The sequence below is a fragment of the Streptomyces sp. NPDC006339 genome (genome assembly GCF_040612775.1).
In the GTDB taxonomy this organism is placed as follows: Bacteria; Actinomycetota; Actinomycetes; order Streptomycetales; family Streptomycetaceae; genus Streptomyces.
Window position 1 is genome coordinate 122,578 of sequence record NZ_JBEXQW010000017.1, and the last position, 22,373, is coordinate 144,950.

At 73.2% G+C, this 22,373-nt stretch carries 20 protein-coding genes; 18 read left to right on the forward strand and 2 right to left on the reverse strand.

What is annotated here, in order from left to right:
* Positions 1–22 precede the first annotated feature (22 nt).
* From ABZ135_RS16320 to ABZ135_RS16335, 4 genes are all read left to right on the forward strand, one after another.
* The gene (locus tag ABZ135_RS16320; RefSeq protein ID WP_356696137.1) at positions 23–703 is read left to right on the forward strand and encodes a trimeric intracellular cation channel family protein; all 681 of its coding nucleotides are present in this window, start codon (positions 23–25) and stop codon (positions 701–703) included.
* Positions 704–722: 19 nt separating this feature from the next.
* Entirely contained in the window at positions 723–1,589 is an 867-nt protein-coding gene (locus ABZ135_RS16325) for a thioesterase family protein (RefSeq protein WP_356696139.1), read from the forward strand.
* Positions 1,590–1,631: 42 nt separating this feature from the next.
* Complete coding sequence (locus ABZ135_RS16330; RefSeq protein ID WP_356696141.1) at positions 1,632–2,618, forward strand: YafY family protein; 987 nt, start codon at positions 1,632–1,634, stop codon at positions 2,616–2,618.
* 199 nt (positions 2,619–2,817) lie between these two features.
* Complete coding sequence (locus ABZ135_RS16335; protein ID WP_356696143.1) at positions 2,818–3,981, forward strand: cysteine desulfurase family protein; 1,164 nt, start codon at positions 2,818–2,820, stop codon at positions 3,979–3,981.
* Here ABZ135_RS16335 and ABZ135_RS16340 read toward each other — a convergent pair.
* Positions 3,974–4,669: an N-acetylmuramoyl-L-alanine amidase gene (locus tag ABZ135_RS16340; RefSeq protein ID WP_356696181.1), complete on the reverse strand. Its 696-nt coding sequence runs from the start codon at positions 4,667–4,669 to the stop codon at positions 3,974–3,976. The two genes, ABZ135_RS16335 and ABZ135_RS16340, sit on opposite strands and share 8 nt — an antisense overlap.
* 61 nt (positions 4,670–4,730) lie before the next feature.
* Here ABZ135_RS16340 and mnmA point away from each other — a divergent pair, with 61 nt between their 5' ends.
* On the forward strand, positions 4,731–5,876 hold the full coding sequence (gene mnmA / locus ABZ135_RS16345; protein ID WP_356696145.1) for a tRNA 2-thiouridine(34) synthase MnmA: 1,146 nt from the start codon (positions 4,731–4,733) through the stop codon (positions 5,874–5,876).
* 99 nt (positions 5,877–5,975) lie between these two features.
* Here mnmA and ABZ135_RS16350 read toward each other — a convergent pair whose 3' ends face one another.
* Positions 5,976–6,572, reverse strand: coding sequence for an alpha/beta fold hydrolase (locus tag ABZ135_RS16350; RefSeq protein WP_356696147.1), 597 nt, complete (start codon positions 6,570–6,572; stop codon positions 5,976–5,978).
* Positions 6,573–6,669: 97 nt separating this feature from the next.
* On the opposite strand from ABZ135_RS16350, the gene ABZ135_RS16355 reads away from it, so the two are divergent.
* The 13 genes from ABZ135_RS16355 to gatB all read left to right on the forward strand — a co-directional run bounded on the left by ABZ135_RS16355 (position 6,670) and on the right by gatB (position 22,257).
* Entirely contained in the window at positions 6,670–7,206 is a 537-nt protein-coding gene (locus tag ABZ135_RS16355) for a TIGR00730 family Rossman fold protein (protein WP_356696149.1), read from the forward strand.
* Between the two features lie 154 nt (positions 7,207–7,360).
* A complete protein-coding gene (locus ABZ135_RS16360; RefSeq protein WP_356696151.1) occupies positions 7,361–7,726 on the forward strand; it encodes a hypothetical protein in 366 nt (121 codons plus the stop codon).
* Positions 7,723–9,498 (forward strand): alpha/beta hydrolase, encoded by a 1,776-nt coding sequence (locus tag ABZ135_RS16365; RefSeq protein ID WP_356696153.1) that lies wholly within the window; start codon positions 7,723–7,725, stop codon positions 9,496–9,498. Before ABZ135_RS16360 ends, ABZ135_RS16365 begins: the two co-directional genes overlap by 4 nt.
* 101 nt (positions 9,499–9,599) lie before the next feature.
* Positions 9,600–10,058 (forward strand): hypothetical protein, encoded by a 459-nt coding sequence (locus ABZ135_RS16370; protein ID WP_356696155.1) that lies wholly within the window; start codon positions 9,600–9,602, stop codon positions 10,056–10,058.
* Positions 10,059–10,062: 4 nt separating this feature from the next.
* Positions 10,063–10,761 carry an SDR family oxidoreductase gene (locus ABZ135_RS16375; protein WP_356696157.1) on the forward strand — a complete coding sequence of 233 codons (699 nt, stop codon included), beginning with the start codon at positions 10,063–10,065 and terminating at the stop codon, positions 10,759–10,761.
* A 7-nt stretch (positions 10,762–10,768) separates the two neighbouring features.
* A complete protein-coding gene (locus tag ABZ135_RS16380; RefSeq protein WP_356696159.1) occupies positions 10,769–12,814 on the forward strand; it encodes a tetratricopeptide repeat protein in 2,046 nt (681 codons plus the stop codon).
* A complete protein-coding gene (locus ABZ135_RS16385; RefSeq protein ID WP_356696161.1) occupies positions 12,811–13,851 on the forward strand; it encodes a methionine synthase in 1,041 nt (346 codons plus the stop codon). Before ABZ135_RS16380 ends, ABZ135_RS16385 begins: the two co-directional genes overlap by 4 nt.
* A 43-nt stretch (positions 13,852–13,894) precedes the next feature.
* Entirely contained in the window at positions 13,895–16,072 is a 2,178-nt protein-coding gene (ligA, locus tag ABZ135_RS16390; protein WP_356696163.1) for an NAD-dependent DNA ligase LigA, read from the forward strand.
* Positions 16,073–16,345: 273 nt separating this feature from the next.
* Positions 16,346–18,517, forward strand: coding sequence for a bifunctional diguanylate cyclase/phosphodiesterase (locus ABZ135_RS16395; protein ID WP_356696165.1), 2,172 nt, complete (start codon positions 16,346–16,348; stop codon positions 18,515–18,517).
* Between the two features lie 166 nt (positions 18,518–18,683).
* Entirely contained in the window at positions 18,684–18,980 is a 297-nt protein-coding gene (gatC, locus tag ABZ135_RS16400) for an Asp-tRNA(Asn)/Glu-tRNA(Gln) amidotransferase subunit GatC (RefSeq protein WP_010984178.1), read from the forward strand.
* A 7-nt stretch (positions 18,981–18,987) separates the two neighbouring features.
* Positions 18,988–20,490 (forward strand): Asp-tRNA(Asn)/Glu-tRNA(Gln) amidotransferase subunit GatA, encoded by a 1,503-nt coding sequence (gene gatA, locus ABZ135_RS16405; RefSeq protein ID WP_356696167.1) that lies wholly within the window; start codon positions 18,988–18,990, stop codon positions 20,488–20,490.
* A gap of 5 nt (positions 20,491–20,495) precedes the next feature.
* Positions 20,496–20,729, forward strand: a complete 234-nt coding sequence (locus tag ABZ135_RS16410; RefSeq protein ID WP_356696183.1) for a hypothetical protein — start codon at positions 20,496–20,498, stop codon at positions 20,727–20,729.
* Positions 20,730–20,745: 16 nt separating this feature from the next.
* Positions 20,746–22,257 (forward strand): Asp-tRNA(Asn)/Glu-tRNA(Gln) amidotransferase subunit GatB, encoded by a 1,512-nt coding sequence (gene gatB, locus ABZ135_RS16415; protein WP_356696169.1) that lies wholly within the window; start codon positions 20,746–20,748, stop codon positions 22,255–22,257.
* The last annotated feature ends 116 nt before the right edge of the window (positions 22,258–22,373 follow it).

Sequence of the window (22,373 nt, forward strand, 5' to 3'; positions counted from 1 at the left end):
GCGCACCCTGGACAATGGCCCCGTGCTCCACGATCTGTTCAACCCGTCCGTCCAACACGCCCTCGACCTCGTCGGCATCTTCGTCTTCGCGATCTCCGGCGCCCTCCTCGCCGTCCGCAAGAACTTCGACGTCTTCGGCATCGCCGTCCTCGCCGAGGTCACGGCCCTCGGCGGCGGCCTCCTCCGCGACCTCATCATCGGCGCCGTCCCCCCGGCCGCCTTCACGGACCTCGGCTACTTCCTCATGCCGCTCGTCGCGACCGTGCTGGTCTTCTTCCTCCATCCGCAGGTCGAGCGCACCCAGGCCGCCGTCAACGTCTTCGACGCGGCGGGCCTCGGCCTGTTCTGCGTGACCGGCACCACCAAGGCGTACGACTACGGTCTCGGCCTCACCTCCTCCGCCGCGCTCGGCCTGGCCACGGCCGTCGGCGGCGGCGTCCTGCGGGACGTGCTCGCCAACGAGGTGCCGTCGCTGCTCCGCTGGGACCGCGACCTCTACGCCGTCCCCGCGATCGTGGGCGCCACGATGGTCGTGCTCAGCATCCGTTTCGACGTGCTCAACGCGTACACCAGCGCCGCCGCCGTCCTCACCGCCTTCCTCCTGCGGCTGCTCGCGATGCGCTACCACTGGCGGGCGCCGCGTGCCTGGAACCGGCGCTCCTCCACCAGCGAGGAGCCCGAAAAGCTACCGCTCAGTAGCTGAATCCTGTACCGTCGCCGCCATGAGCACGAGCAGCATCGAGACGGCGAACGGTACGACGGGCGACGCGACGAGCGAGTTCGACCGCGACACCGCCGTCACCCTCCGCGCCCCCGGCGTCTACGACGCCGAACTCTCCGCCGGCTGGACGATCATCCACGCCGTCAACGGCGGCTACCTCCTCGCCCTCCTCGGCCGCGCGCTCGGCGACCACCTGCCCCACCCGGACCCCTTCACCATCTCGGCGCACTACCTGACGCCTTCCGCGCCGGGCCCCGCGGTGATCCGCACGGAGACCGTCCGCACCGGACGCACCCTCTCCACCGGCCAGGCGTCCCTCTTCCAGTACGCCGAGGACGGCACCGAGGTCGAACGGATCCGCGTCCTCGCCTCGTACGGAGACCTCGACGCCCTCCCGGACGACGTCCGCACCTCCGCGACCCCGCCCGCGATCGCCCCGATCGACCAGTGCTTCGGCGCCTCCGACGGACCCACCCCGCAGATCCCCGGCTCCTCCGCCATCACCGAGCGGCTCGACATCCGCCTCGACCCGGCGACCGTCGGCTGGGCCGTCGGCGCGCCCTCCGGCAAGGGCGAGATGCGCGGCTGGTTCGGCCTGGCCGACGGCCGCGAGCCGGACCCGCTCTCCCTGCTCCTCACCGTCGACGCCCTGCCGCCGACCTCCTTCGAGTTGGGCCTGAAGGGCTGGACCCCCACCGTCGAGCTCACCACCCACGTCCGCTGCCGCCCGGCCCCCGGCCCGCTGCGGGTCTCCATCACCACCCGCAACCTCGCGGGCGGCTTCCTGGAGGAGGACGCCGAGGTCTGGGACAGCGCCGACCGCCTGGTCGCCCAGTCCCGCCAGTTGGCCCGCGCCCCGCGCGGCTGACCGGGCCGACCCCGGTGAGCGGGGCGTGAGAGAGTCCGGTGGGTGAAGTCCGACCGGCTGCTGTCCCTGCTCCTGCTCCTCCAGACCCGGGGGCTCGTGCCGGCGAGCGAGCTCGCCGAACGGCTCGACGTGTCGGTGCGCACCATCTACCGGGACGTCGAGGCCCTCTCGGCCTCCGGCGTCCCGGTCTACGCGGAGCGGGGACGGCACGGCGGCATCGCCCTGCTCCCGGGCTACCGCACCGACGTCACCGGCCTGACGGCCGACGAGTCCCGCGCCCTGTTCGTGCTCGCCGCCCAGGGTGCCCACAGCGCGCTCGGCCTCGACGCGGCGCTCGCGTCGGCGCTGCGCAAGGTGATGGCCGCGCTGCCCGCCCCGCACCGCCCGGCCGCCGAGCTGACCAGCCGCCGCATCCTCGTCGACCCGGACCGCTGGATGAGCGGGCCGCGCGCCGACGTCGACCTCGACGTCCTCCACCGGGCCGTGTTCGCCGACCGCCGGCTCGCCCTGACCTACCGCGGCAGCGGGGCCCCCGCCGCGAAGACGTACACCGTCGACCCGTACGGGCTCGTCGTGAAGGCCGGCGTCTGGTACCTCGTGGCCGACCGCGACGCCGAACCCCGGCTCTTCCGCGCCGAGCGCGTCCAGCGCGCCGAGCTCCTCGACGAGCCCGTCCGGCGCCGGCCCGGCGTCGAACTCGCCGACGTCTGGGACGTGCTGCGCACCCGCGTCGAGCAGCGTCCGGCGGATCTCGTCGTCACCGCCCGCGTCCACCGCGACCGCTACGACCGCTTCCTGCGCCTGCACGGCGACCGCCTCACCACCCCGCCCCCGCCGCGGGCCGCCGAGGAGTGGACCACCCTCGAACTGGCCTTCGCCGAGCTCGGCGAACTCCGGCCGCTCCTCGCCATGGGCGCCAGCCTGGAGGTCCTCACCCCACCGGCCGCCCGTGCCTACGTCGCCGAGGTCGCGAGGGAGACCGCCGCTCTCTATCAGGCCGCCGGCACCGGACCCGGGTCCCACGGCTGAAGCGGATCCGATCTCCCGACAGTGATCGGATCCAATATCCAATATCCAACATCCGATCCCTGATACCCAGAACCCGGTATCCACCCGGTGATCGGATCCGATATCCGATATCCGCTCGCCCCTCTCCGATGCCGAACCGGATACTGGATCCAGCCACCCGGCGGAGCCGCCCGAGCCGCCTCGTAGAATCGTTCCCACCATGGCTTACCTCGACCACGCCGCGACCACGCCCATGCTCCCCGAGGCGATCGAGGCGATGACCGCCCAGCTCGCCGTCACGGGCAACGCCTCCTCGCTGCACGCGGCCGGCCGTCGCGCCCGGCGGACTGTCGAGGAGGCCCGCGAGACGCTCGCGGGCGCGCTCGGGGCCCGGCCCAGCGAGGTCGTCTTCACCTCCGGCGGCACCGAGGCCGACAACCTCGCCGTGAAGGGCCTCTACTGGTCCCGCCGCGCCGCCGACCCGCGCCGCACCCGCGTCCTGGCCAGCCCCGTCGAGCACCACGCCGTCCTCGACGCCGTGGACTGGCTCGCCGGCCACGAGGGCGCCACCGTGGAGTACCTGCCGGTCGACCACTACGGCCGCGTGCACCCCGAGGCCCTGCGCGAGGCCGTCGCGCGCGACCCCGAGTCGGTCGCCCTCGCCACCGTCATGTGGGCCAACAACGAGATCGGCACCATCATGCCGATCCGCGAACTCGCCGACGTGGCGGCCGAGTTCGACGTCCCCCTGCACGCCGACGCGGTCCAGGCATTCGGTCAGATTCCGGTCGACTTCGCCGCCTCCGGACTCGCCGCCCTGACCGTCTCCGGCCACAAGATCGGCGGCCCCTACGGCATCGGCGCGCTCCTCCTCGGCCGCGAGCACACCCCCGTACCCGTCCTGCACGGCGGCGGCCAGGAGCGCCACGTCCGCTCCGGCACCCTCGACGCCCCCGCCATCGCCGCCTTCGCCGTCGCGGGCCGGCTCGCCGCCGAGGGCCGCGAGGAGTTCGCCCGCACCGTCGGCGGCCTGCGTGACGAGCTCGTCACCGCCGTCCGCGCCGCCGTCCCCGACGCCATCCTCGGCGGCGACCCGGTCGACCGGCTCCCCGCCAACGCCCACTTCACCTTCCCCGGCTGCGAGGGCGACTCCCTCCTGCTGCTCCTCGACGCCGCCGGCATCGAATGCTCCACCGGCTCCGCCTGCACGGCCGGCATCGCCCAGCCCAGTCACGTCCTGCTCGCCACCGGCACCGACCCCGACCTGGCCCGCGGCACCCTGCGCTTCACCCTCGGCCACACCTCCACCAAGGAGGACGTGGCGGCGGTCGCGGAGGCGATCGGCCCGGCCGTGGAGCGCGCCCGGACGGCCGGCCTCAGTTGACCGGGCCCGCCGGGCCGAGCTTCGCCCGCTCCCGCCGCACGAGCGCCATGTAGCGGTCCCAGTCCCAGTGCGGACCGGGATCCGTGTGGTCCGTCCCCGGCACCTCCACGTGCCCGATGACGTGCTCACGGTCCACGGGTATCCCGTGGCGGGCGCAGATGCCGGCCGTCAGGCGCGCCGACGCCCCGTACATCGCCGCCGTGAAGTCCTGCGGCCGGTCGACGAAGCCCTCGTGCTCGATGCCGATGCTCCGCTCGTTCATGTCCCGGTTCCCCGCGTGGAAGGCCACGTCGAGCTCCCGGATCATCTGCGCGACGTGCCCGTCCTTGCGCACGACGTAGTGCGTGGCGGCCCCGTGCCCCGGGTCCTTGAAAACCTTCACGGCGGAGGCGTAGCTGCCCTGCACGACATGGATCACCACCCGGTCGATGGTGAAGTCGTCCGGGCGGTCCGCCCGCCGCCAGTTCGCCCGCGAGGCCCCCGTCCACTCGGCGCCCTTGTGATCCAGCTCGCCCTCGACCCGCTCCTTCTCCGTCCCCGGCAGCCGCCACCAGAAGCGGGCCAGCTCCTCGCGCGCGAGCGCGACCGTGCCCACCACCGCGACCGTGCCGCCCACCAGGAACGCCCGCCGCCCCGCGCCGCGGCCGGTGCTCCGCCCCGCCGCCCCGCCCCTCGCCTTTTTCCCCATGTGAGCGAGAACGCTCACTCGCACGACCCCGGTTCCCGGCGCCCCGTACCCTGGTAGGGCTATGACTCAGACCCCGCCGCCGCGCACCCAGCCCCGACCCCTCCGGGTACTCGCCGCCATGTCCGGCGGAGTGGACTCCGCCGTCGCCGCCGCCCGCGCCGCCGAGGCCGGCCACGACGTCACCGGCGTGCACCTGGCCCTCTCCGCGAACCCGCAGTCCTTCCGTACCGGAGCGCGGGGCTGCTGCACGATCGAGGACTCGCGCGACGCCCGGCGGGCCGCCGACGTCATCGGCATCCCCTTCTACGTGTGGGATCTCGCCGAGCGCTTCCGCGAGGACGTCGTGGCGGACTTCGTCTCCGAGTACGAGGCGGGCCGCACGCCCAACCCGTGCCTGCGCTGCAACGAGAAGATCAAGTTCGCCGCCCTCCTCGACAAGGCGCTCGCCCTCGGCTTCGACGCCGTCTGCACCGGCCACTACGCGACCGTGGTGCTGCGCGAGGACGGCACCCGCGAGCTGCACCGGGCCTCCGACATGGCCAAGGACCAGTCGTACGTCCTCGGCGTCCTCGACGAGAAGCAGTTGGCGCACGCCATGTTCCCGCTCGGCGACACCCTCACCACCAAGGACGAGATCCGGGCCGAGGCGGAGCGCCGCGGCCTGGCCGTGGCGAAGAAGCCCGACAGCCACGACATCTGCTTCATCGCCGACGGCGACACCCAGGGCTTCCTCGCCTCCCACCTGGGCACGGCGGAGGGCGACATCGTCGACGAGTCCGGTACGAAGGTGGGCACCCACCAGGGCGCGTACGGCTTCACCATCGGCCAGCGCAAGGGCCTGCGCATCGGCCACCCCGCCCCGGACGGCAAGCCCCGCTACGTCCTCGACATCTCGCCGGTGAACAACACCGTCACCGTCGGCCCGGCCGAGGCCCTCGACGTCACCGGCCTCACCGCCATCAAGCCCCGCTGGTGCGGCACCGCCCCCGAGGGCCCCGGCCGCTACACCGCCCAGCTCCGCGCGCACGGCGGCGAGACGCCGGTCAGCGCGGTGATGGAGGCCGGCGAGCTGAAGGTCACCTTCGACGAGCCGGTGCGCGGGGTCGCCCCCGGCCAGGCGATCGTCCTCTACGACGGCACCCGCGTCGTCGGCTCGGCCACGATCGCCTCGACGATCCGCCGCGCGACGGCCCCGGCCGAGGCGTGAGACGTGAGGCGGGCGCGGCCGGCCTGAGGCGAGGCCGGGGCCCGAGGCGGGGCCCCGGCCCGAGGCGGGCCTGAGGCGAGGCCGGGGCCCGGACCGGTCTCACTCCCCGGCGGCTTCCTGCGCGTAGAAGTCCTCCAGGACCGGAGCGAGGACGTGCGGGGCCACCTCGTGGGTCTGGCCGGTGAGGGTGCGGTGCCGTCCGCGCGGGACGGCCGCCGCGATCGTACGGGCGGCCCGGCGCGTCGGGGCGGGGCTGGCGCCTCCGTCGACCACCAGCACGCGCGCGCGTACGCGGTCGAGCCCGTCCGCCCGCTCCGCGCCGTACGGCGGCTCGTACACCGACAACGGCCCGACCGGCACCCCGGCCGCCGCGGCGGCCAGCGCGAGGGCCCCGCCGGACGCCGTGCCGTGCACCGCCGCCGTACCGCCCGGGCCGCCCACCGCGTCGACGAGCGCCGCCAGGTCCTCGATCTCCCGCTCCACGCGGTCCGCGGCGGCGCGCCGGTCGTACGCGACGACCGAGAAGTGCCGGGCGAGCAGCCCGGCCAGCGGCCGTTCGCCCCCGGCCGCCCCCGGCGCCCCGCTCACCAGGATCACCGGCGGCCCCTCCCCGTACCGTTCGTAGGCGATCCGCGTCCCGTCCTGCGACCTGACCAGGCCCCGGGCCCGGCAGAGAGTGGTCTTCACCTCGTCCATGGAAGGGCAGACCGGCGCCGCCGCGGGAACTCATCGCTCGGCGGCCGAACTTCCCGGAAAAATCCCGCTGTCGGTGCGAGGGCCTACGGTGGAGCGCATGAACATCTGCGTCTTCCTGTCCGCCGCCGACCTCGACGAGCGGTACACGGCCCCGGCCCGGGACTTCGCGACCCGTCTCGGCAAGGGCGGCCACACGCTGGTCTGGGGCGGGTCCGACACCGGCCTGATGAAGGTCGTCGCGGACGGTGTCGAGGAGGCCGGCGGACGCCTGGTCGGCGTCTCGGTGGACTTCCTCGCCGCCAAGGCCCGCCCGGTCGCGGACGAGATGGTGTTCGCCAAGGACCTCGCCGAGCGCAAGGCCCTCCTCCTCGCCAGGTCCGACGCCGTCGTGATCATGGTCGGCGGCACCGGCACCCTCGACGAGGCCACCGAGATCCTGGAACTGAAGAAGCACGGCAAGCACACCAAGCCCGTCGTCCTCCTCAACGCGGCCGGCTTCTACGACGGCCTGAAGACCCAGTTCCGCCGCATGGAGGAAGAGGGCTTCCTGCCGGTCCCGCTCACCGACCTGGTCTTCTTCGCGGAGGACGCGGCGGAGGCGCTGGCCTACCTGGAGTCGTGGGTGCGAAGCTGACGATCTGCGCCCGCAATCGCGGATCGCACGCCCGTACGGCCGCCTGAGCAGGTTCGATGGTGGGAAGTCTTCGCGACTGCGTACGAGCGGACGCGGCTGCGCTAGCCTCCTCGCCCTGGAGCGACGAGGGGTCGCCGTCGAGAGCGGGGGAGCCGTGTCCCAAGCGGTGTGCCGGCAGCAGTCGTCCGGGCCGAGGACCGGTGCGGTCGGGGAGCTCAGACACAGCGGCGGGCCCTGGAGCCGCGCCTCCGCCACCGCCGCCGAACTCCGTACGAGCACCGAGACCAGCCGCTCCGCCCTCGGCCGCGGCCACGAGGGCCTCGCGGCCGGCGCGCCCGCCGCGGCCGGACTGACCGCCGTCGCCGCGCTCGCCGGCTTACGGACGTCCTGGGAGGAACGGCTCGCGGCCGTACGCGACGAGTGCGAGGCCCTGCGGGGCGCGCTGCTCACCGTGGCCAGGGAGATGGGCGAGACCGACAGCGCCGTCGGGAACTCCTTCGCGGGGCGAGGGCGGCGATGAGCGGGACCGCTCTCACCTGGCGGCAGCTCAGGGACCTCCGGCTCGCGGAGTTCGAGCAGGCGGGCGACGCCTGGCACCAGGTCTCCGGCCGCGCGGACGCCGACCGTGTACGGGTCGACCGCGCGATGTCCGCGAAGCTCCGCGAGACCCAGTGCAGCGAGTCGGCCGAGGCCGCCCTCGCCAGGCTCCGCCGCCTGAGCCGCAACTTCCAGTACCTGCACACGGAGTGCGGGCTCGCCCGCACGGCCCTCAACGGCCTGGCCGGCGATCTGGCCGAACCCCAGCGCCAGGTGAAACTGGCCCTGGAGGAGGCGCGAGCCCTGCGGTTCACCGTCCACGAGGACGGTTCCGTCGCCTACCCCGCCGCGCCCGTCCGGACCGCCTTCGGAGACCAGGAGGCGCCCGGCGGCCTGGCCCGCGTCCGGCTCCTGCGCGACCCTTCCCCCTTCGCCGACGCCACCCCGCTCGGGCCGCTCAACCCGCACGCCGAGAAGGCCCAGGACATCGCCGACCGCATCGGCCGGGCCGTCCTCGCGGCCGCCTCCATCGACGCCCGGTACGCCCGCACGCTGGACGCCCTGCGCGCGGCCGGGGGCCTCGACGTCACCGAGGCCACCCTGCGGGACGTCGCCCGGGACACCGCCGCCGTCCGCGACACCGCCGGCCACCACCTCGCCGCCGCCGTCCCGAAGGACGGCAGCCCCGCCGCACGCAAGGCATGGTGGGACGCCCTCCCCGAGGAGCAGCGCCGCGAGTACCTCGACATCGCCCCGGACCTGATCGGCAACCTGGACGGCATCCCCGCCGCCGTACGGGACGAGGCGAACCGGCGCTACCTGCCGCTGCTGATCGCCGAGTTGGAGCGGACGGGCGGCGGGGACGCGGAGACGAAGCTGGAGGCGCTCCGCAAGATCCAGGCCACCTTGGCCCGGCCAAGCGACCCGCCGATGCTCCTGCTCGGCATCGGAACGGAGGGCAACGGCCGCGCGATCGTGGCGTACGGGGACCCGGACACGTCGCGGAACGTGTCGGCGTACGTGCCGGGCCTGGGGACGAAGCTGGACGCCGGATTCGTCGACGACACCATGGTGCGGGCCCAGGACACGGCCAAGGGGGCGCGGTCCGTCGACCCGTCCAGCGCCGCGATCGTCTGGCTCGGCTACGACGCGCCCCAGCACGGTGACGTCATGCTCACGGGCGACGCCGAGCGCGGAGCCCCCGCGTACAACCGGTTCATGGCCGGACTCTCCGCCACGAACGCACACCCGGACCCACATGTGACCGCCATCGGCCACTCGTACGGGTCCCTCACCGTGGGCACGGCCGCGCGGCAGTCGGGCGGTATCCCCGGCGTGGACGACGTCATCCTGCTCGGCAGCCCGGGTGTGGGCGTGGACAGGGCCGAGGACCTCGGCGTGAGCAAGGAGCACGTCTTCGTCGGGGCGGCGGACAACGATCCGGTCACCCACCTCCCCTCCAAGACGGAATCCGCCGTCGGCATGCACCTCGGCGGATCCACCGGCGTCCTGGTCGCGAGGGACCTGCTCGACCGTGGGAACGACGACGTCTACTTCGGCAAGGACCCGGCGAGCGAGGCGTTCGGGGCGCGGCGCTTCGAGGTGGACGACGGTCCTCGCATGGTGGTGGAAGGGGGTCTTTTTCAGGCCCATTCGCAGTACTTCACGCCAGATGTGGACGCGGAGTCGGCCAACAACATCGCGCTGATCGTCGGCGGGAGTTCCCACAGGATCAGCAAGGAGGAACACCGATGAGGCGACCGGTCCGACAAGCTCGTGCCGCCCTCCTCGTCTTCCTGGCGGGCGTGGTGCTCGCGGGTTGCGGAACACCGAGAGACCGGGGAGCAAGGGGAGACATGAACATGCAGGCCGCGGCGGCCCGCGCCGACTCGCTGCTGGACGCGACCATCAAGGCTGTCGTACCGGAGATCCAGTGGACCCACCACACCTGGACCAGCGGCAGTTGTACGGTGACGCGTCGCCGAAAGGTGATGACGATCATCTCCGAGCAGAGGCGAGGCGCCTTCCTCGGAGTGGTCGAGCGCTTCTGGAAGAAGAGCGGGTACGACATCACCGGCGTCAACCGGGACCAGGAGATGCCGGCGATCTTCGCCAAGACGCCCGAGGGGTTCCAGCTCACCCTGACCGTCGGCTACGAGGGGCAGATCGTCTTCAGGGCCGACACCCCCTGCGTCGCCAAGTCCGCCGTCGCCGACCCCACCACCCCGCCCAACGGCCCCGCCCACCCCCTCGGCCGGATCCCCGCCCCGAACGTCCGTTCCGCCTTCTGGTCCGCCGCCGCGCCCCTTCCCTGAGAACATGAGTCCCATGGCTACTCATGTGATCACCGGAGCCGGTTCCGGCATCGGCGCCGCCGTCGCGCGGCGCCTGCACGCGCGCGGGGACGAGCTCGTGCTGCACGCGCGGGACGCGGGGCGGGCCAAGGAGCTCGCTGCCGAGTTTCCCGGGGCCCGCACGCTCGTGGGGGACCTCGCCGATCCGGACCGGCTGTCGTGGGCGTTCTCGCACCAGAGCCTGCCCGAGCGGGTCGACTCGCTGCTGCACATCGCGGGCGTCGTCGACCTCGGGCCGGTCGGTGAGCTCACCCCCAAGACCTGGCACCACCAGCTCAACGTCAACCTCGTCGCCCCCGCCGAGCTGACCCGGCACTTCCTGCCCCAACTGCGCGTCTCCAAGGGGCACGTCGTCTTCGTGAACTCGGGCGCCGGGCTCAACGCCCACGCCGAGTGGAGCGCCTACGCCGCCTCCAAGCACGGCCTGAAGGCGCTCGCCGACTCGCTGCGCCACGAGGAGCACGGCAACGGGGTGCGGGTCACGTCCGTGTACCCGGGGCGGACCGCGAGCCCCATGCAGGCGAAGGTGCACCAGCAGGAGGGCAAGGAGTACGACCCCGAGCGCTGGATCGACCCCGAGTCCGTGGCCACGACCATCGTCATGGCGATCGACCTGCCGCGCGACGCCGAGGTGAACGACCTGACGGTCCGGCCGGGGCGCTGACGACGCGATGACCACGGGGGCGGGCGGCAACGTCGTATCGGGCGGCACACAGGGGACCGTCGTCCAGGCCGGGCACATCGAGAACCTCGTCGTCCACCAGGCCCCGCCGCCGGCCGACGAGGTGACCGTCGCCCCGCCGTTCGGACGCCGAGGCACCCCGCTGCGCGGGCGCGGCGACCTGCTCGACCTGCTCCTCGGCGCCACCGGCACCCACGTCCTCTACGGGCTCGGCGGCGCCGGGAAGACCAGCCTCGCCCTGGAGGCCGCCGACCGCCTCACCCGCGACGGCGCGCCCGTGTGGTGGGTGGCCGCCCAGGACGCCGGTCGGCTCGCCGGCGGTCTGCGCGTGGTCGCCCGCCGCCTGGGGCTGCGCGAGGACGAGCTGGCCGCCGGGCAGACCGCCGACCTGCTGTGGGAACGCCTCGCCGCCCTGCCCGGCCGCTGGCTCCTCGTCCTCGACAACGCCGACGACCTCGCCCTCCTCGACGGGCCCGGCTCCCTCGCCGCCGGTACGGGCTGGGTCCGCGCCCCGGCCGGGGCGGGCGGGCTCGTCCTCGTCACCACCCGCGACGGCGACCCGGCCGCCTGGGGAACCGGGCCGGTCCTGCACCGGCTCGGCGCCCTGCCCGGTCCCGACGGCGCCCGCGTCCTCGCGGACCGGGCCACCCCCGAGGCCGGGTCCGCGTCCGACGCCGAGCGGCTCGCCGTACGGCTCGGGGGCCTGCCGCTCGCCCTCGACAGCGCCGGGCGCTACCTGGCCTCGGTCGCCGAGCGCCCCGCCTTCCTCCGTACGCCCGGCGAACCCGCCACGTACGCCGCGTACCTCGACGCCCTCGGTACGGGGGACGTCACCGTCGACGGGGACGGCACCCTCGCCCGTATCTGGGCGATGTCCCTCCACCTGCTCCGCGACCGCGGCCACGTCCACGCGGAGACCCTGCTCCGCCTCCTCGCCGGCTTCGCCGACGCGCCCGTACCGCTGCGGGTCTTCGCCCCCGAGCGGGTCGACATCCCGCCGGGGGAGCTGTGGACCTGCCTCCAGGCCCTGGACCGGCTCGGCCTCGCGTCCCTGCGGACCGACGGGGAGCCGGTGGTGACGCTGCATCCGCTGGTGCGGGACGCGTACCGGGGGGAGCGGGAGCGGTTGTCTGCGGCGTCGGCCCTCACTCTCGGGGTGCCGGAGGACCACGGGCGGATGTGGCCGGCGCTCGTGCCGCACCTGCTCGACGGACTCGGGCCCGGCACTCCGCCGGAGGTCTGGGAGGCGGCCGTGCTCGCCGTGCGCTCGCTGGCCACGCGCGGGCTGGTCCTGGAGGCTGCCGAGGCCGGACGGGCCGTACGGGACGGGGCCGTGGCCGACCTGACCGAGCGTCACCCCGTCGCCCGGCAGGCCCGCCTCGAAGAGGGCCGCGCCTTGTTGGGCCTCAGCCGCGGCCGGGACGCGTTCGCCGTTCTCGACGCGCTCGTCGAGGACTGCACGGACGCGCTCGGCGACCGGGACCCGTACACCCTCACGGTCCGGCACGAGCGGGCCGTCGCCCGCCGGCTGACGGGTGACTTCGAGGGCGCCCTCGCCGAGAACACCGAGGTCCTCATGGCCCGCATATTCGTCCTGAGGCCGAACCACGAGCTGACCCTCGTCACGCACCACAACCTCGCGATGGACCTCGCGGGCCTGGGCCGGATCGAGCAGGCCCTGGCCGAGATGGCGGTGGTGCTGGCCGCCGAGACCCGGACGCGTGGTCCGTGGCACCAGGACACCCTCGTCACCCGCGAGAGCCGCGCCTGCCTCCTGCGCGAACTCGGCGAACTGGACGAGGCCGGCGCGGAGCTGCGGACCGTGTTCGAGGCATGGCAGCGGCTCCTCGGGCCCGAGCACCCCTTCACCCTCGCCACCCGCTTCAACCTCGCCACCGTTCTGCCACCCGACCGCGCCCTCCCCGAACTCACCGCCGTCCTCGAAGCCCGCACCCGCGTCCTCGGCGCCGACCACCCCGTCACCCTCGCCACCCGCGAGGTCCTGGAGCACACGGCACGTACCCTGCCGGAGTGACCGACAACAGCGCCATCAGCCACGACAGCGAGAAGAACGACTTCCCTTGGGGCCCCGCCACCGGCGTCGGGTCCATGCCCGGTGGGGACGCCCGGGAGGCCGCCAAGACCGTCGCCGGGTCCTTCGAGGACTTCCCGTTCCTGGCGGAGCTGCCCGCGCGGGGGCCCGGGGCGGACATGATCGGGCGGACGATCGGGATGCTGGTCGAGCTGTACGCGCACGTGGAGCCCAGCGGCTGGCGGATCAGCGACCGGCCGGGGCGGGACACGCGGCGGGCGCGGTCGTGGATGGGGGAGGACCTGGACGCCCTGGAGGAGTTCACCCAGGGGTACGAGGGGCCGCTGAAGGTGCAGGCGGTGGGGCCGTGGACGCTCGCCGCGGGCCTCGAGCTGCGCGGCGGCGAGGCGGCCCTCGGGGACGCGGGTGCCTGCCGGGACCTGGCCGCCTCGCTCGCGGAGGGACTGCGCGGACATCTCGCCGAGCTCCGCAGGCGGGTCCCGGGCGCGCGGCCGGTGCTCCAGCTCGACGAGCCCTCGCTCACCGCCGTGCTGCGCGGCCAGGTCCGTACCGCCAGCGGCTACCGCACCCACCGGGCGGTGGACCGGCAGGTGGTGGAGAGCGCGCTGCGGGACGTGATCGCGGTCCACGACGGGCCGGTGGTGGTGCACTCGTGCGCCCCGGACGTGCCGTTCGCGCTGCTGCGCCGGGCCGGGGCCGCGGGCGTGTCGTTCGACTTCGGACTGCTCACCGAGCGTGACGAGGAGCCGATCGGGGAGGCCGTGGAGGCGGGGACCGTGCTCTTCGCCGGTGTGGTGCCGTCGACGGACCCGGCGTCGGGGGCATTGTCGGACCCGGGCGGTAGCGTCATGGGTGTCAGGACGCTGTGGCGCAGGCTGGGGCTGAATCCGGGGACTCTCGCCGAGTCCGTGGTGGTCACCCCGACCTGTGGTCTCGCGGGTGCCTCGCCGGCGTACGCCCGCAAGGCCCTCGCCCACTGCGCCCGGGCGGCACGATCGCTCGCGGACAACCCAGAGTGACGGCAAGGTGACCGGCTTTCAGGCTACGGGAGGACGAGGAACGGTGGCAGTCGAGCAGGGGGCCCCCGCCGAGGCGCGGGAGAAGCACGCCGAGCTGGCGGAGCAGGTCGAGGAGCACCGCTTCCGGTACTACGTGAAGGACCAGCCGGTCATCAGCGACGCGGAGTTCGACAAGCTCCTGAGATCCCTGGAGGCGCTGGAGGAGGAGTATCCGGATCTGCGGACGCCGGATTCGCCGACCCAGAAGGTCGCGGGGACGTACGAGACGGACTTCGCGTCCGTGGAGCACCGCGAGCGGATGCTGTCGCTGGACAACGCGTTCGACGACGCGGAGCTGGCGGCCTGGGCCGAGCGGGTCGCCAAGGACGTCGGCGCGAGCGACCACCACTTCCTGTGCGAGCTCAAGGTCGACGGCCTGGCGGTGAACCTCACGTACGAGCACGGGCGGCTGACCCGGGCGGCGACCCGCGGCGACGGCCGTACGGGTGAGGACATCACGCCGAACGTGCGGACGATCGCCGACGTCCCGGACCGGCTGCGCGGCGAGCGCATCCCGGATCTCGTGGAGATCCGCGGCGAGGTCTACTTCCCGATGGAGGCGTTCGAGGGGCTGAACGCGCGTCTGGTGGAGGCCGGTGACAAGCCCTTCGCCAACCCGCGGAACGCGGCGGCGGGTTCCCTGCGCCAGAAGGACCCCAAGGTGACGGCGACCCGCCCGCTGCACATGGTGGTGCACGGCATCGGCGCCCGGGAGGGCTTCGAGATCTCCCGGCTCTCGGAGGCGTACGCGCTGCTGCGGGAGTGGGGTCTGCCCACCGCCCGGCACAACAAGGTGGTGTCCGGTCTCGACGAGGTGCGCGCGTTCATCGCGTACTTCGGGGAGAACCGGCACTCGGTGGAGCACGAGATCGACGGCGTCGTCGTCAAGCTGGACGAGATCCCGCTCCAGGGCCGGCTCGGCTCCACGGCGCGCGCCCCGCGCTGGGCCATCGCGTGGAAGTACGCGCCGGAGGAGGTCAACACCAAGCTGCTCGACATCAAGGTCGGTGTCGGCCGCACCGGCCGTGTCACGCCGTACGCGCAGGTGGAGCCGGTGACGGTGGCCGGTTCGGAGGTCGAGTTCGCCACCCTGCACAACCAGGAGGTGGTGAAGGCCAAGGGCGTGCTCATCGGGGACACGGTCGTGCTGCGCAAGGCCGGTGACGTGATCCCGGAGATCCTGGGGCCGGTGGCGGACCTGCGGGACGGCAGCGAGCGGGAGTTCGTGATGCCGGCCGAGTGCCCGGAGTGCGGGACGCCGCTGAAGCCGATGAAGGAGGGGGACATCGATCTGCGCTGCCCCAACGCGCGGACGTGTCCGGCGCAGTTGCGGGAGCGGCTGTTCTATCTGGCGGGCCGGCAGAGCCTGGACATCGAGAACTTCGGCATGGTCGCGGCGGCGGCGCTCACCCGCCCGCTGGAGCCGGCGCAGCCGCCGCTGAAGGACGAGGGCGATCTGTTCGATCTGACGATCGAGCAGTTGCTGCCCATCAAGGCGTATGTCCTCGACCCGGACAGCGGGCTGCCCAAGCGGGACCCGAAGACGGGCGAGGAGAAGATCGTCTCGGTCTTCGCCAACCAGAAGGGCGAGCCGAAGAAGAACGCGCTGGCGATGCTGGCGAACATCGAGGCGGCCAAGACGCGTCCGCTGGCCCGGTTCCTCAACGGTCTGTCGATCCGCCATGTGGGTCCGGTCGCGGCCGAGGCGCTGGCCCGCGAGTTCCGCTCCCTGGAGCGGATCGAGCAGGCGACGGAGAAGGAGCTGGCGGACACCGAGGGGGTCGGCGCGATCATCGCGGCGGCGGTGAAGCAGTGGTTCTCCGAGGAGTGGCACCGGGAGATCGTGCGCAAGTGGCGTGCGGCCGGGGTGAGCTTCGAGGACGAGGGTGCCGGTGAGGAGCGGGGGCCGCGTCCGCTGGACGGTCTGACCGTGGTGGTGACGGGAACGCTCCAGAACTACACCAGGGATGGCGCAAAAGAGTCCCTGCAAGCCCTGGGTGCGAAGGTGACCGGTTCCGTTTCGAAGAAGACCGCCTTCGTCATTGTGGGTGACAACCCGGGCTCGAAGTACGACAAGGCCATGCAGCTAAAGGTTCCGGTTCTGAACGAGGAAGGGTTCGCGGTGCTGCTCGAACAGGGTCCCGAAGCCGCCGCGGAGGTCGCACTGCCGGTCGCCGGGTAACCCTCCGACGGGCCGCCGAGGCTCACCCGTTCGGCGCATACCAGATCGTTACGGGTGGCCTGGTCGCATTCGGGCAAGACATGGAGAGCGGTGCCCGTAGCAGCCCTCCTCGGCCTAGTGTGGTGACCGTGCGTCCGTCGCGCACGGCCGTGCGAGAGCCCTGCCGGCGCGCAGGAGCAGAACACGCGGTACGGCACGCGACGGGACGACGGCCCAGTGGCATGACGACGGCCCCGCGATGCGACGGCACCGCCGGCTGTGAGAGGGACGGGAATGAAACCGACCGAGAGTGCCGCCCCGGTCGCACGGCCCCAGGGCCGCGCGGCGTTCGTGGGCATCACCTCCGGGCTGCCCGGAGCTTTGGTGGGCATCGCCGCCGTCGTGCTCGCCGCCGGACTGTACCGGGCGCTGAGCACCGGCGAGGGACTCTTCCCCGGCGGAGCCGCCGGCTGGTCCCTCGCCGTCCTCACCGGCCTCATCGTCGGCCACCTGGTCGCGCTCGGCCGCGACCGCTGGTGGGGCGGCACCGGCTCCGGCGCCGCCCTCACCCTGGCCGTCCTGCTCCTCTACGGCTGGGTGGCCGCCTCCCTGGTGTCCCTCACCGTGGTCGTCCTCGTCGCCGCCGCCCGCCGCCACCGCTGGCGCCAGGGCCTGCTGCACGGCGCCGTGGACGTCATCGGCACCGGCGCCGCCGCCCTCGTCCTCGCCACCTTCGGGGACGTGCCGACCGTCGCGGCACCCTGGCGACCCCTCGACTGGGGGATCGCCGACGTACCGGAAGTGGCGCTCGCCGCCGTCGCCTATCTTGTGGCGACCCGGCTGCTGCTGTGGTACGCCCTCGCCCCCCAGGGCGGCGCGCTGCCCACCGTCGCCCGCACCGCCCTGGTCCGGCAGGGCCTCGTCGCCGTCGCCCTGCTCGGCATCGCGCCCCTGATCTGCGTCGTCGCCGCCTCCCGGCCCCCGCTGCTGCCGCTCTTCGCCGTGCCGCTGATCGCGCTCGACTCCACCCTGTGGATCGCCCGCGCCCGCGCCGAGGAGCAGCTTCGCGACCCGCTCACCGGACTGCCCAACCGGCAGTGGCTCCTGGAGCGCACCTGGACCGCCCTGGAGGAGGCCGAGGGCGAGGGCGTCCGCTCGGCCCTGGTCCTGATCGACCTCGACCGCTTCCGCTCGGTCAACGACACCCTCGGACACCTCGCCGGTGACCGGCTGCTCCTCCAGATCGCCGAACGGCTCCGCCTCGCCCTGCCCCGGGGCGCCGAGGCCGCCCGGCTCGGCGGCGACGAGTTCGCCGTCCTGCTGCCCACCGCCGACTCCACCACCAGCGCCCAGCGCGTCGCCCGCCACCTCGTCGCCGAGCTGTCCTCGCCGCTCGACCTCGACGGGCTCACCCTCGTCCTGGAGGCCAGCGCCGGCGTCGCCGTCTTCCCCGAGCACGCCCTCGACGCCGAGGGACTGCTGCGCCGCGCCGACGTCGCCATGTACCAGGCCAAGCGCGACCGCACCGGCGTCGAGGTCTACGAGTCCAAGCGCGACTCCAACACCCCCGACCGCCTCGGCCTCCTCGGCGACCTGCGGCGCGCCCTCGACGCCGGCGAGGTCGAGCTGCACTACCAGCCCAAGGTCCGCTTCGACGGCCAGGTCGCCGGCCTGGAGGCCCTGGTCCGCTGGGTCCACCCCGAGCGCGGCAAGGTCCCGCCGGACGAGTTCATCGCCATCGCCGAGTCCTCCGGCCTGATGCCCCACCTCACCGAGTACGTCCTGGAGACCGCCCTCGCCCAGGTGGCCCGCTGGCGCGCCCAGGGCCTCGACGTGCCCGTCGCCGTCAACGTCTCCCCGCGCGACGTCCACACCCCCGGCTTCGCCGGCGCCGTCGCCGCCCGCCTCGCCCGCCACGGCGTGCCGGCCGGCGCGCTCCAGCTCGAGATAACGGAGCACGTGCTCCTGGAGGACCCGCAGCGGGCCGCCGACACCATGGCCGGGCTCACCGGCCACGGCGTCAAGATGTCCCTCGACGACTTCGGCACCGGCTACTCCTCCCTGGTCCACCTGCGCCGCCTCCCGGTGAGCGAACTGAAGATCGACCGCTCCTTCGTCGCCCGGCTCGCCGTGGACACCGAGGACGCCGAGATCGTCCGCTGCACCGTCGACCTCGCCCACTCCCTCGGCCTCCTCGTCGTCGCCGAGGGCGTCGAGGACGACGAGACCTGGGAGCGGCTGCGCGACCTGGGCTGCGACGCCGTCCAGGGCTGGCTGGTCGCCGCCGCCATGCCGCCCGCCGAGACCACCGCCTGGCTGCTGGCCCGCGGCGAGCACGGCTGGCGCCGCCCCGCCGAGATCGCGGCGAACGCGGCGGCCGCGGCCGCCGCCGCGAACGCGACCGGCACCACAGCGGCCCCGGCGATCGTGGACGTCGAACAGCCCTCCGGCCACGTGGTCCCGTAGCCCCGTCCCCGCCCCCGTCCGAGCTTCGCCCCCGCCCCCGGGCCGCCCCCGGGCGGGCCCCGTCCCCGCCCCCGGGCCGCCCCCGGGGGCAAACCGTTTCACGGGCAGCGGTGCGGGCCCCATAGGATTGGGCCAACACCAACAAACTCACCCCGTGAGGATCCGCATGCCTGGCATCACGCGCGAGGAGGTCGCACACCTCGCACGGCTGGCGCGTCTGGAGCTGAAGGCCGAAGAACTCGACCACTTCGCCGGTCAGCTCGACGACATCATCGGCGCGGTCGCCCGCGTCTCCGAGGTCGCCGACCAAGACGTACCGCCGACCTCCCACCCGCTGCCGCTGACCAATGTCATGCGCGCGGACGAGGTCCGTCCGTCGCTCACCCCCGAGCAGGCGCTCTCCGGCGCCCCGGCCCAGGAGCAGCAGCGTTTCAAGGTGCCGCAGATCCTGGGGGAGGACTAAGAACGTCATGACGGACAACAGCACCATCATCAAGCTCACCGCCGCCGAGATCGCGGCGAAGATCGCCTCCGGCGAGCTCACCGCCGTCGAGGTGACCGAGGCCCACCTCGCCCGCATCGAGGCCGTCGACGAGAAGGTCCACGCCTTCCTGTACGTCGACCGCGAGGGCGCCCTCGCCCAGGCCCGTGCCGTGGACGAGAAGCGGGCCCGCGGCGAGAAGCTGGGCCCGCTCGCCGGTGTGCCGCTGGCGCTCAAGGACATCTTCACCACCGTGGGCGTGCCCACGACGGTCGGTTCGAAGATGCTCGAGGGCTGGATCCCGCCGTACGACGCCACCCTGGTCAAGAAGCTCAAGGCGGCCGACGTGGTCATCCTGGGCAAGACCAACATGGACGAGTTCGCGATGGGCTCCTCCACGGAGAACAGCGCCTACGGTCCCACCGGCAACCCCTGGGACCTGACCCGTATCCCCGGCGGCTCCGGCGGCGGCTCCTCGGCCGCCCTCGCCGCGTACGAGGCCCCGCTGGCCATCGGCACGGACACCGGCGGTTCCATCCGCCAGCCGGCCGCCGTCACCGGCACCGTCGGCGTCAAGCCGACCTACGGTGCGGTCTCCCGCTACGGCATGGTGGCGTTCTCCTCCTCCCTCGACCAGGGCGGCCCCTGCGCCCGTACGGTCCTCGACGCGGCGCTGCTGCACGAGGCCATCGCCGGGCACGACCCGCTCGACTCGACCTCCATCGACCTGCCGGTCCCGCCGGTGGTCGAGGCGGCCCGCAACGGCTCGGTCGCCGGCATGCGCGTCGGCGTCGTCAAGCAGTTCCGCGGCGAGGGCTACCAGGCCGGCGTGATGCAGCGCTTCGACGAGTCCGTCGAGCTGCTGAAGTCGCTGGGCGCCGAGATCGTCGAGGTGGACTGCCCGTCCTTCGACCTCGCGCTCTCCGCGTACTACCTGATCGCTCCGTCGGAGTGCTCCTCCAACCTGGCCCGCTTCGACGGCCTGCGCTACGGCCTGCGCAGCGGCGACGACGGCACCCGGTCCGCCGAGGACGTCACCGCGCTCACCCGCGAGGCCGGCTTCGGCCCCGAGGTCAAGCGCCGCATCATCCTCGGCACGTACGCCCTGAGCTCCGGCTACTACGACGCGTGGTTCGGCTCGGCCCAGAAGGTCCGCACCCTCATCACCCGCGAGTTCGAGAAGGCGTTCGAGCAGGTCGACGTGATCGTCTCCCCGACGACCCCGACCACCGCCTTCCCGATCGGCGAGCGCGCCGACGACCCGATGGCGATGTACCTCGCGGACCTGTGCACCATCCCGACCAACCTGGCCGGCAACGCCGCCATGTCGCTGCCCTGCGGCCTGGCGCCGGAGGACGGTCTCCCGGTCGGTCTGCAGATCATCGCCCCCGCCCTGAAGGACGACCGCCTCTACAAGGTCGGTGCCGCCGTCGAGGCCGCCTTCGTGGAAAGGTGGGGGCACCCGCTGATCGAGGAGGCTCCGTCGCTGTGAACGCCATGGCCAAGAAGGCGAAGAACTTCAAGAAGTCGAAGACCGGCGTGTACGTGTCGCTGGCCACCACCGCGTTCGGCGCGGTCAGCGTCGCCAAGCAGGCCAAGCTGGCCCGCAGCGACGGTGACATGCTGCGTCTGGTCGACGCCGCCGTGTCCGCCGCCGCCATCGTCACCGGCCTCGCGATCCTGTACCGCGAGCTGAAGCGCCTCGGCGACGACGACGTCCTGCTGGGCTGAGAGGGAAAGTTCCACCGTGACTGTCACTGAACTGCTGTCGTACGAAGCGGCGCTCGCCGAGTACGACCCCGTCATGGGCCTGGAGGTCCATGTCGAGCTCGGCACCAAGACGAAGATGTTCTGCGGCTGCTCCACCGAGCTCGGCCAGGACGCCAACACGCAGACCTGCCCGACCTGCCTCGGCCTGCCGGGCTCGCTCCCGGTCGTCAACGCGGTCGGCGTCGAGTCCGCCATCAAGATCGGCCTCGCGCTGCACTGCGAGATCGCCGAGTGGTGCCGCTTCGCCCGGAAGAACTACTTCTATCCGGACATGCCGAAGAACTTCCAGACCTCGCAGTACGACGAGCCGATCGCCTTCAACGGCTATCTGGACGTCCAGCTCGAGGACGGCGAGGTCTTCCGCGTGGAGATCGAGCGCGCCCACATGGAGGAGGACACCGGCAAGTCCACCCACATCGGTGGCGCGACCGGCCGCATCCACGGCGCCTCGCACTCGCTGCTCGACTACAACCGGGCCGGCATCCCGCTCATCGAGATCGTCACCAAGCCGATCGTCGGCGCGGGCGAGCGCGCGCCCGAGGTCGCCAAGGCGTACGTGGCCGAGCTGCGCGAGCTGATCCGTGCCCTGGGCGTCTCCGAGGCGCGCATGGACAAGGGCCAGATGCGCTGCGACGTGAACCTGTCGCTGATGCCGAAGGGGTCCACCACCTTCGGTACGCGCTCGGAGACGAAGAACGTGAACTCGCTCCGTTCCGTGGAGCGGGCGGCGCGCTTCGAGATCCAGCGCCACGCGGCGGTCCTGGAGGCCGGCGGCACGATCGTGCAGGAGACCCGTCACTTCCACGAGGACGACGGCACGACCACCTCCGGCCGCATCAAGGACAACGCCGAGGACTACCGCTACTTCCCGGAGCCGGACCTGGTGCCGGTGGCCCCCTCCCGCGAGTGGGTCGAGGAGCTGCGCAAGGGTCTTCCGGAGCTGCCGCGGGTGCGCCGCAACCGGCTGCGCGAGGAGTGGGGCGTGTCCGAGGTGGACATGCAGGCCATCCTCAACGCGGGTGCGGTCGACCCGATCGTCGCCACCATCGAGGCGGGCGCGGACGCCGCGGCGGCGCGCAAGTGGTGGATGGGCGAGCTGGCCCGTAACGCCAACGAGCAGGGCGTCTCCCTGGAGGAGCTCCCGATCACCCCGGCGGACGTCGCCCGCGTGTCGGCCCTGGTCGCCTCCGGCGACCTGAACGACAAGCTGGCCCGTCAGGTCATCGAGGGCGTCCTCGCCGGCGAGGGCACCCCGGACGAGGTCGTCGAGAAGCGCGGTCTGAAGGTCGTCTCCGACGACGGCGCGCTCGGCGCGGCGGTCGACGAGGCCATCGCGGGCAACGCGGCCATCGCCGACAAGATCCGCGGCGGCAAGGTCGCCGCGGTCGGCGCCCTGGTCGGCGCGGTCATGAAGGCCACCCGCGGCCAGGCCGACGCGGCGAAGGTCAAGGACCTGATCCTGGAGAAGCTGGGCGTCAGCGAGGGCTGACGTCGGGTTTCGTACGCGTACCACCATGCGGCACTACGAGCGCGACCCGCTCGCCGAGCTGGCCGAGCTTCAGCGGCAGGCGTGGAAGCGGAGCTTCGGCCAGAACGCCGGCCGCG